The 9203-nt window shown below is 52.0% G+C and carries 5 protein-coding genes; 1 reads left to right on the forward strand and 4 read right to left on the reverse strand.

Going from position 1 to position 9203, the window contains the following annotated elements; translation table 11 throughout:
- Nucleotides 1–388: 388 nt before the first annotated feature.
- On the forward strand, nucleotides 389–2578 hold the full coding sequence (locus LBO03_09200) for a UvrD-helicase domain-containing protein (protein MDR3349749.1): 2190 nt from the start codon (nucleotides 389–391) through the stop codon (nucleotides 2576–2578).
- 202 nt (nucleotides 2579–2780) lie between these two features.
- Here the strand turns inward: LBO03_09200 and LBO03_09205 are convergent, their stop codons facing one another.
- The 4 genes from LBO03_09205 to LBO03_09220 all read right to left on the reverse strand — a co-directional run bounded on the left by LBO03_09205 (nucleotide 2781) and on the right by LBO03_09220 (nucleotide 8704).
- The gene (locus tag LBO03_09205) at nucleotides 2781–3365 is read right to left on the reverse strand and encodes a LysE family transporter (GenBank protein MDR3349750.1); all 585 of its coding nucleotides are present in this window, start codon (nucleotides 3363–3365) and stop codon (nucleotides 2781–2783) included.
- 202 nt (nucleotides 3366–3567) lie between these two features.
- A complete protein-coding gene (locus LBO03_09210; protein ID MDR3349751.1) occupies nucleotides 3568–5547 on the reverse strand; it encodes a methyl-accepting chemotaxis protein in 1980 nt (659 codons plus the stop codon).
- A gap of 94 nt (nucleotides 5548–5641) precedes the next feature.
- A complete protein-coding gene (gene gyrA / locus LBO03_09215) occupies nucleotides 5642–8080 on the reverse strand; it encodes a DNA gyrase subunit A (GenBank protein ID MDR3349752.1) in 2439 nt (812 codons plus the stop codon).
- A 219-nt stretch (nucleotides 8081–8299) separates the two neighbouring features.
- A complete protein-coding gene (locus LBO03_09220; GenBank protein MDR3349753.1) occupies nucleotides 8300–8704 on the reverse strand; it encodes a hypothetical protein in 405 nt (134 codons plus the stop codon).
- Between the last annotated feature and the right edge of the window lie 499 nt (nucleotides 8705–9203).

A 9203-nucleotide genomic window follows, 5' to 3' on the forward strand; every position in this document is an offset into this window, starting at 1 on the left:
ATAAAAAAGGGCGGGAGCATAGGCGAACTGGCGCCGGAGATCATAGAGATGGCGGCGAAGTGGAACAACAATCTGCCGAGGAAGATTTTAGGCTACATAATGTCTATAGAAGCGTTCGCGCAAGAGCTTATGAAAATCAAAGAGGCAATCGCGGCATAATCCCCTTGCCTGAGCCATGGCGATACAAGGATTGGTGCATGCCAAGCCCTATGGGAAATTTGTTGCATTTGATATTGCAATTGACCCGTTTCTTCGGCAAACTGCGGCAAAGCCGCCGTGCGAATGGATTTCGGGCGCGGACTGTGTTAAAATATACTCAACGTAAGTTTAAGTTTGCTTGGCCTCGGCCGTCGCCTTGGCCATCAACGGCAAAGGGAAGAATGTCCGCTTGGGAAAATATCTTGAAGGCCTGAATGCAGAGCAGCAGAAGGCGGTTTTCATGACCGAAGGGGCGGTGCGGGTGATTGCCGGCGCGGGAACCGGCAAGACGCGCACTTTGACCGCACGGTTCTGTTATATTGTCTCCGCGCTCGGCATAGCGCCGGAAAACGTCTTTTGCGTTACTTTTACCAACAGGGCGGCCAACGAGATGAAACGCCGGGTGCGCTTCGCGCTCGGCGACATGGATTTGGGCTTCATATCTACTTTTCACTCTTTCTGCGTTCGGCTGCTGAAAGAGGACGCGCACGCGCTTAATTATCCGAAGAATTTTGTCATCCTTGACGTTGAGGACCAAAAAGAAATGCTGCTGAAAATTTTCGCCGACATGAAACTGACCTTGCGCGACGCCACCGTCAGGCGAACGATAGACAATGTTCTGGAAGCGAAAAAACTTTGCGCGTCAACTTATATTGACGACATTTACGAATTGGACAACGAGCGGCTCAAAGCCAAATTTGCCCGGGCAAAGGACCGGGAGGAAGAAATATTCCTGCGTTACCTTTATGAGCAAAAAAAGTGCTTTGGCTGCGATTTCAACGACCTCATAAACTTCGCCGCCTATATACTGGAGCGGTTTCCCGCCGTTCGGTCGAAATGGCAGGACAGGATGCAATACGTCATGGTGGATGAGTTTCAGGACGTCAGCGAGAAACAATACAAAATCGCGCGCGTCCTTTCCGAAAAGCACGGCAATTTATTTATCGTCGGCGACCCTGACCAGACCATTTATTCCTGGCGCGGCTCGCACGTCAAAATGTTTTTGGATTTCGACAAGCTGTACCCTGCCGCGCGGACGTTTACGCTGGCGGTCAATTACCGTTCTACGCCGGAAATATTGAAAGCGGCGGATACCCTGATCGAGAAAAATGCCATAAGGTTTCCTAAGAAACTAATCACGAGCAAGGACAGCGGCAAACGGCCGCTGTACTATCACGCCGCCGGCGTCCGGGAGGAAGCGGCGTGGATTTATGGGCAAATCCGCGAATTGGCTGCGGCCGGCGCGTCCCTTGGCGAAGTCGCCGTGCTGTACCGCGCGCATTACCAAACGCGGGCGCTGGAAGAATGTTTTATCCAAAAAGGCCTGCCTTACAAGATATTCAGCGGCGTGGAGTTTTACGGGCGCCGGGAAATCAAAGACATTATATGCTATCTGCGCATGGTTACGATAGGCGACGATGCGGCGTTTTTGCGGACGATTGGCGCGCCGCCGCGCAAAATAGGGAAAAGGAAAATGGGCTTTTTGAAAGAATACGCGGAGCAAAGGGATATATCGCTTTATGACGCGCTGAAAGAAAACCTGAGCGGGGACTTGCTGCGGGGGACGCAGGCGGCGCGTTATGCGGAAGCGATTGAGCTTGTCCGGGAAAAGCGCGGGGGCATGGCGATGGGCGACGCGCTGCAAATGCTGCTTGATTTGAGCGGCTATGAGGAATTTCTGCGATTGCAGGGCGATCAGGAACGGCTGGACAACGTGGCCGAGCTAAAGCGCGCGGTAGAAAGCGCGGACAAGGACGAAGACGCCATTTTGGAGGATTTCCTCGCGCAAGCTGCCCTTTTCACCAATCTTGACCGCGGCGGCGCAAGCGAAACGGTCAAGCTCATGACAGTGCACGCCGCCAAAGGCATGGAATTTGCGCATGTGTTTGTTTGCGGGCTGAATGAAGGCGTTTTCCCGAGCCGGCTGACGGATACGCCCGAAGGCATGGACGAAGAGCGGCGGCTGGCTTACGTGGCGATGACCCGCGCCGGGGAGCGGCTTTTTCTTTCCAGTTCCGAGGGGGCGGCGGGCGACGGGATTTTTAAATATCCGTCGCGGTTTATTTTCGACGCGGGAAAAGAAAACTTAGATTACGTGGCAGCGCTTGACGCCGCCTTGGAGGAAAGCGCCAAAAAGCACATAGAATACAGCGCGGAGTTGTTAAAAAGCAGGGAGCGGAGTTTCGGCCTAGGCGATCAAGTCGTCCACCCCGTTTTCGGCATCGGCGAAATCACCGGCGTAAATCTCGCCGGCTCTTATTACCGCGTATGTTTTGCGGGGCTGAAGACGGAACGCAACGTGCAGTTCGCCGCGGATCTAAAAGAATACGGCGGGGAAAAAACCGGCGATGGGCAAAAAGCCCCGCCTCCTCAAAAATGACGGATGTAAGCGGGCGCTTCCCCTTCCGGCAGTGTTTGTCAAGGACATATTGGTTCTTTCCCCAGTCAGTGGAAAAATCCAGTTTGGGTATTTCTGCCGCAATGGAACGCCGTTATTTGTCAAAGGTCCTATAAGGGAGCTTTCCGATGGCGCAGTTTTTTCGACCCTCTCGTTATGCGCCGTTTTGCCTTGCTTTTTATTATCATACAAACAATCTTATGATGCAATAAAGCAACATCATTGACATTATTGCATTTAATAATGCTTTTTGGTTTTTAAATATTTTATCCAGCAGCGTCCCAAATAAAGTCCAACATATATTTCCCGTCAATTGTATCGAGGACATCAACAAACAAAATAAAATTAACGCCGGGGCACTTTTGAAATGCGGCAATAGATACGATGTCATTGCGGTTAATCCAAAAAGTATCACCTTCACGTTAATTAGCTGCAATAATGCCCCGACAATAAAATTTCTTTTCCTGTTTTCTTTGGCAGGGCGCTCTTTTGCGGACGGCATTATTGTTTTTGCCATTAAATAGGCCAAATATGTTGCCCCCATTATTTTCATTGGAAATTGTATTTGCGGGAGTATCGTAAATAAAATCTTTGAAAAAGCCAAACACTCCAGCATTACCAAAAAATGCCCGACATAATTGCCAAAATTGAACAATATACTGTTTGCCAGGCCAATGTTTTTCACGTTGTTCATTGACATTATATTGATTGGCCCCGGCGTATAAGCCATTATGACAGTATAAGAGAGAAAAGAAAGCCAAGAAAACATGAAGCCCCCTTACATTGCGTTTTGCGAATATATTTTTTTGTCAACCGGCTCGGCGGCTTTTTTCAAATCTTTCGGGGCGACTTTCGCATGCGCGAGCGTCGCCCCGAGGTCATTATGTCCCAACGATTGCCGCATGTACCTGACGAAAATTCGCTTAAAATCCGAACGTTTCGGATAATGTCAGTCGGCGATGGTTTAGTTTTCAGCTTATTTTGAAATAGCTCATCTGTTCGTTAAGGCCATTGGCTATATCCGCCAAGTCGTGGCTGGCGGAGGCCATTTCGTGGTTTACCGCCGTCTGCTCCTCAATGACCGACAGCACGTTTTCCGCCTGCTCGGCCGCTTTTTTGCTGATGGCGTATACGTTGTCCGCTGTTGCGCTGATCGTTTCGCTCTCTTGGCTAAGGTCCTTCACTTCGGTTACGATGGAGCCGATTTTGCCGGTTACCTCGGCGATCGCGCTCACTATGTCGTTGAAAGAAGCCCCCGCCGCAGTTACCACTTCTATGCCGTCTTTCACGCCGCTGGAATTTCTTTGCATGGCCTCTACCGCCATGTTGATGTTGGACTGGTTCACCTGCAAAAGGTTTTTGATGCTGATGGCGGCTTTTTCGGATTCTTCGGCAAGTTTTCTCACTTCTTCGGCCACGACGGCGAAACCACGCCCCTGCTCGCCCGCGCGGGCCGCCTCAATCGCCGCGTTGAGCGCCAAAAGATTGGTCTGCCCGGCGATGGCCGATATGACTTCTATGATCTGGTTTATTTGCGAGGAACTTTCGCTCAGGTTGGAAACCGCCGTTTGCACTTTATCCGTATCCGCAACGATCGTCTGCATTTGCACGACGGCCTGCGTGATGGCGTGGCGGCCGGTTTCGGCCGCCGCAACGGCGTTTTGGGTAAAATCGGCCACTTGCTGCGCGTTGCTTGATGTTTGCTCCATGCGCTCCGACATATAGTCAAGCGTTTTCTTGGTCAGGGTTATTTCCGAAACCTGCTTGGCCGCTCCTTCCGTCATTTTGGATGCAAGCTCGCTGATTTGCCCGATGGACGAACTGGAACTTTCGGCGTGGCCGGACAATTGCCTGGCGGACGCTGCCAGCGTGTTGGCGGAATTGATTATGTTGCCGAGCATCTCCCGCAGGATTTGTTCCATGTGGCTGAACTGGCGCGCCAAGACGCCAAGCTCATCGGAAGATTTTATCTCCATCTTATTCCGAAGGTCGCCTTTGGACATGACTTCCACTACTTGCGCAATAAGGGGTATGGGCTTGGTTATTTTTTTGACGATCAAAACAATGGCGGCAATACAGACAAGGAAGGTAACGGCGGCTATGGCAACGTTAGTCAATATGGTTTCGTTGCGGCTGTCGTTAACTTCTGCCAGGGAAATGCCGGAAAAGTACATGCCGATGGGCTTGTCGGATTTTTCGATTTTGATCGGCTTGTAGATGGTCATGAAAGGTTTGCCCAAAATTTCCGCCTCGCCGATATAAACCTGCCCTTTGCCCAATACCTGTTCAACGATGTGGGGGTCGGCCTTGGTGCCGATGGCCCTCTTGCCGTCCTGCATGATCGTCGTCGATTCCCTTGTTTCGCCGATAAAAATCGTACAATCGCTTCCGTAAAGATCCTTTACCGTATCGACAAAGGAAGGTTTTAACGCGTCCATGCCGCAAAGGAGCATGCCGACGATGGCGCTGCCGCTGTATACCGGCACGGCGGCCCTGATGGAGAATTTAGTCAATTCAGTCGATTCCATAAGCGTACCGGACTGCCCGGCCAGGGCGCCGCGCACCTCCGGGCGCCCGGCTATGTTGTCGCCCGCTTTGGCATCGTGCGTCCTGGCCACTACTGTCCCTTGTTTGTTGACGACAATGATCACGTCAACGTCGGTCTCCTTGGAAAGGGCAGTCAAGAGGCTGCGCGCTTTTGCGCCGTCGCCGGCGGCTATGGCCTCCGGCAAGCCGTTCAGGGAAGCCAACACCTTGGCGGTGGACAGCACGCTGTTACGGTGGGAAACCAATACCTTTTCTATGCCGTTGCCGCTGAAAATGACATCTTCGCGGATTCTCTGGCGCATGCTCCTTGTAAGCTGCATGGTCGTAAAAGTAACGATGAGCGCAATTGAAATGACAAAAAGCGAAATAACCGCGCAAAGCAGTTTGCCCTTAATGGATTTCAAATAAATCACTCCTTATATAGTTTGACAGTTACTTGATATTTTGTTTTTAAAATCCAAGAAGATAAAATCAGGGCCCCTTTATGCTTTTTGCGGTTTACGGCTCTATCTGCCCGTCCATCTCCACCGCCGCGAAAGCCACTATCTTGTCCTCTTCCGCCAGCCGCATCAGCCGTACCCCCTGCGCGTTGCGGTTATACCGCGACACGTCGTTCACCGCTAGGCGGATGATGATGCCCTGGGCGGTTATGAGCAAAAGTTCCTGCTCCGGCTTCACTACCCGCGCGCCGACCACCGCTCCCGTACGCGCCGTTACCTTGATATTGATGATGCCTTTGCCGCCGCGTCCCTGCGCCCGGTATTCGCTGGCCATGGTACGTTTGCCCAGCCCTTCCTCGGTTACGGTCAGAATGTCGCTGTCGTCGCTGGGCAGTGTCATGGCGACCACCATGTCCGCCTTGTTCAGCTTTATGCCGTGGACGCCGTGCGCCGTGCGGCCCATTGAGCGCACGTCGGTTTCCGGGAAATTGATCGACAGCCCGTTTTTAGTAACAAGCATGACGTTGGAATTGCCGTCGGTAAGCTCTACGCCGATAAGATCTTCTTCCTCATCGAGCGAAATGGCGATAAGGCCGACTTTCCGCGCCGTGTCAAATTCCAAAAGCTCGGTCTTTTTGACCGTGCCGCGGTTGGTCGCCATAAAGATATACCGGCCTTGCTCAAATTCTTTCACCGCGATAATCGCGGTAATTTTTTCCCCTTCGTCTAACGCCACGACATTGACGATCGCCGACCCTTTGGCTGTGCGCCCGGCCTCCGGTATCTCATAGCCCTTGAGCCGGTAAACCCGGCCGCGGCTTGTGAAAAACAGCACGTTATGGTGGGTGGTGGTGATGCAAAGATGCTCGACGAAATCTTCTTCTTTTTTGTTGACGCCCTTTAAGCCGTGGCCGCCCCGCCTCTGGCTGCGGTAGGTATCCACCGGCAGGCGCTTGACATAGCCGCTATGGGTAAGGGTCATCACAATGTCTTCTTCCGCGATCAAATCCTCGATCGCCAAATCCGACGTGTCCACCGATATTTGCGTCCGCCGTTTGTCGCCGTATTTGCGCTTTATTTCCAGAAATTCGTCTTTTATGATGCCCATCAGCTTGCTTTCCTCGGCCAATATGCTTTTCAGCCGCTCGATGGCATTGATTATCTCCGCGTGTTCGTCCTCGATTTTCTGCCGTTCCAGGCCGGTCAGCCTTTGCAGCCGCATCTCGAGGATCGCCTGCGCCTGGCGCACGGAAAGGGGAAATTTCGCCGTCAAGGCCTCCCTTGCCGTTTCGGCGTTTTCAGAAGCGCGGATGGCCGCGATCACCTCGTCCAGATGATCGAGCGCGATCTTCAGCCCGAGCAGGATATGCTCGCGTTCCGTGGCTTTTTTGAGTTCATAGGCCGTGCGCCTTGTAACGACTTCCTTGCGGTGCGAAAGGTAATAGCTTAACATCTCGCATAGGTTCAGCACGCGCGGATGCCCGTCAACCAAAGCCAGCATGTTTATGCCGAAAGAATCCTGCATTTTGGTATGTTTGTAGAGTTGGTTCAAAATTACTTCGGGATTGACGTCCCGCCTTAATTCTATGACTATGCGCATGCCTTTGCGGTCGGTTTCGTCCCGCAAGTCGGTTATGCCGTCGATCGTCTTGTTTTGCGCCAGTTCGGCGATGGATTCGATCAGGCGGCTTTTATTTACCTGATACGGGATTTGGCTGACGATGATCCTAGTTTTGCCGCCGCTCATGCTCTCCGTATGGGCGCAGGCCCGGATTTTCACCACGCCGCGCCCGGTCAGATAGGCGCTTTTTATCCCCTCCCGTCCCATGATGCTGGCGCCCGTTGGAAAATCCGGCCCGGCGACGATGCCAAGCAAATCCCGCGCGCCGGTCGCCGGCTCGTCGATCATCAACACCAAGGCGTCAATTATTTCCGAAAGGTTGTGCGGCGGGATGTTTGTGGCCATGCCGACCGCGATGCCGGCCGAGCCGTTTATCAGGAGGGTTGGCACGCGTGAGGGCAGCACAACCGGCTCTTTCAGCGATTCATCGTAGTTGGGCATGAAATCGACTGTTTCTTTTTCTATATCGACTAAAATTTCCTCGGCCAGACGGGACATCCTGACTTCGGTATAACGCATGGCGGCGGCGGAATCGCCGTCCACCGAGCCGAAATTGCCGTGCCCGTCCACCAACAGATAGCGCGTCGAAAAGTCCTGCGCCAGCCGCACGGTCGCATCGTACACCGAACTGTCGCCGTGCGGGTGATATTTACCTAAAACTTCGCCGACGATGCGGGCGGACTTTTTGTAGGGCTTGTTGGATGCCATGCCCGCTTCGTGCATGGAATATAAAATGCGCCTGTGCACGGGCTTCAGCCCGTCGCGGACATCCGGCAGCGCGCGCATGACGATGACGCTCATGGCGTAGTCTATATAAGACTTTTTCATTTCGTCTTCAATGCGCACAGGCAATACTTTTTGTGAATCCTGTTCCACGTTTGCACCTCTGTGAAAATAATGCTTAATTGGGTAATTATACCATAAATGGTTTACTATCTGATTATATCATAAAATAGTTCGCCGCAAGCTGAAAAATAATGCCGTTCCCAACTTAGGGCTTGTTTAAAAACGAGTTTTGCAAACTATGCCAACACGCCCCAATTCGGCCTCCCAACAAAGTGCTTTGCCGCCATCGCCAAAAAATCGCGCCAAATGTCAGGCGCCGGCTGATTTTAAGCAAAATCCAGCAGGCGCCTCAGTGGAATTTTTCTTGTTGTACGGGCAAATGTAAATTGTCCCGATCCTATCGTTGGTATTTTTATCGAATAAATCATAAATGTCCACAATATAGCCAACGTCAATGTTTTGGATCGAAGTTGATCCGCGCCTGACATATTTTAACTTCCTGCCCGTGTCGGTAAAAAGGTTATCCAAATAAGCGCGTGCGCCACGGATGCCGCAAGTGGGAACGGGATTTGTCGCGGCAAGCCCGAAAGGGCCTACGCCGTTTGGCATTTTGTCCAGTTCCGTTCCCAAATTGCCATGCCCCAACAAAGAGAGCACTATTTCCATTCCCCGATCCTTTTCTTTTTTTTCGGCGGACATGTCGGAAAACCCCATGATACGACCCCCTACCGGTCCTTGTTTGGAAACAATTTGTTTGGACAAAATGGCGATAGCCGCGAAAAGCGCAAAGGCGGGGAAAAAATCGTCCGGCTTGTGCGCAGGGGTTTCAACACGGCGCAAGCTGCTGCCAAAGGTTGCCTTTGGGCGGTTTGCGGGCCAAGTCAACAAAAGTTAAATATTGTTTACCGGAGCCTAAGGTGACAGGCCGCACACAGGCGGTAAATTGCTATTTCCATTTTTGCCGCGTTCATAGATAAAATGAAAGAACGGGCGCGGTAAACCCCGCGCCGCCGGGCAAAGAAAAACCGCCGGGTCAACAGTTTTTAACTTCTGTTGACCCGGCGGCTGTGCTAAAATGAACATTGTTCGCAGCGCGCAAAAAACTGACGCATTGTAAATATTGACATATATAATGTTAACAATGTTTTTCCTTTAAGTCAATAATCTTGGAAGAAAGGGGCGGTTTGGCATGTCGGCGGTAACCGATCCTGTC

It is taken from the genome of Acidaminococcales bacterium, assembly GCA_031290885.1.
GTDB lineage: Bacteria > Bacillota > Negativicutes > Acidaminococcales > JAISLQ01 > JAISLQ01.

Coding starts and splice junctions, on each gene's coding strand:
- LBO03_09205 (MDR3349750.1), bottom strand. CDS start 3,365: ATGTTTTCTTGGCTTTCTTTTCTCTCTTATACTGTCATAATGGCTTAT.
- LBO03_09220 (MDR3349753.1), bottom strand. CDS start 8,704: ATGGGGTTTTCCGACATGTCCGCCGAAAAAAAAGAAAAGGATCGGGGA.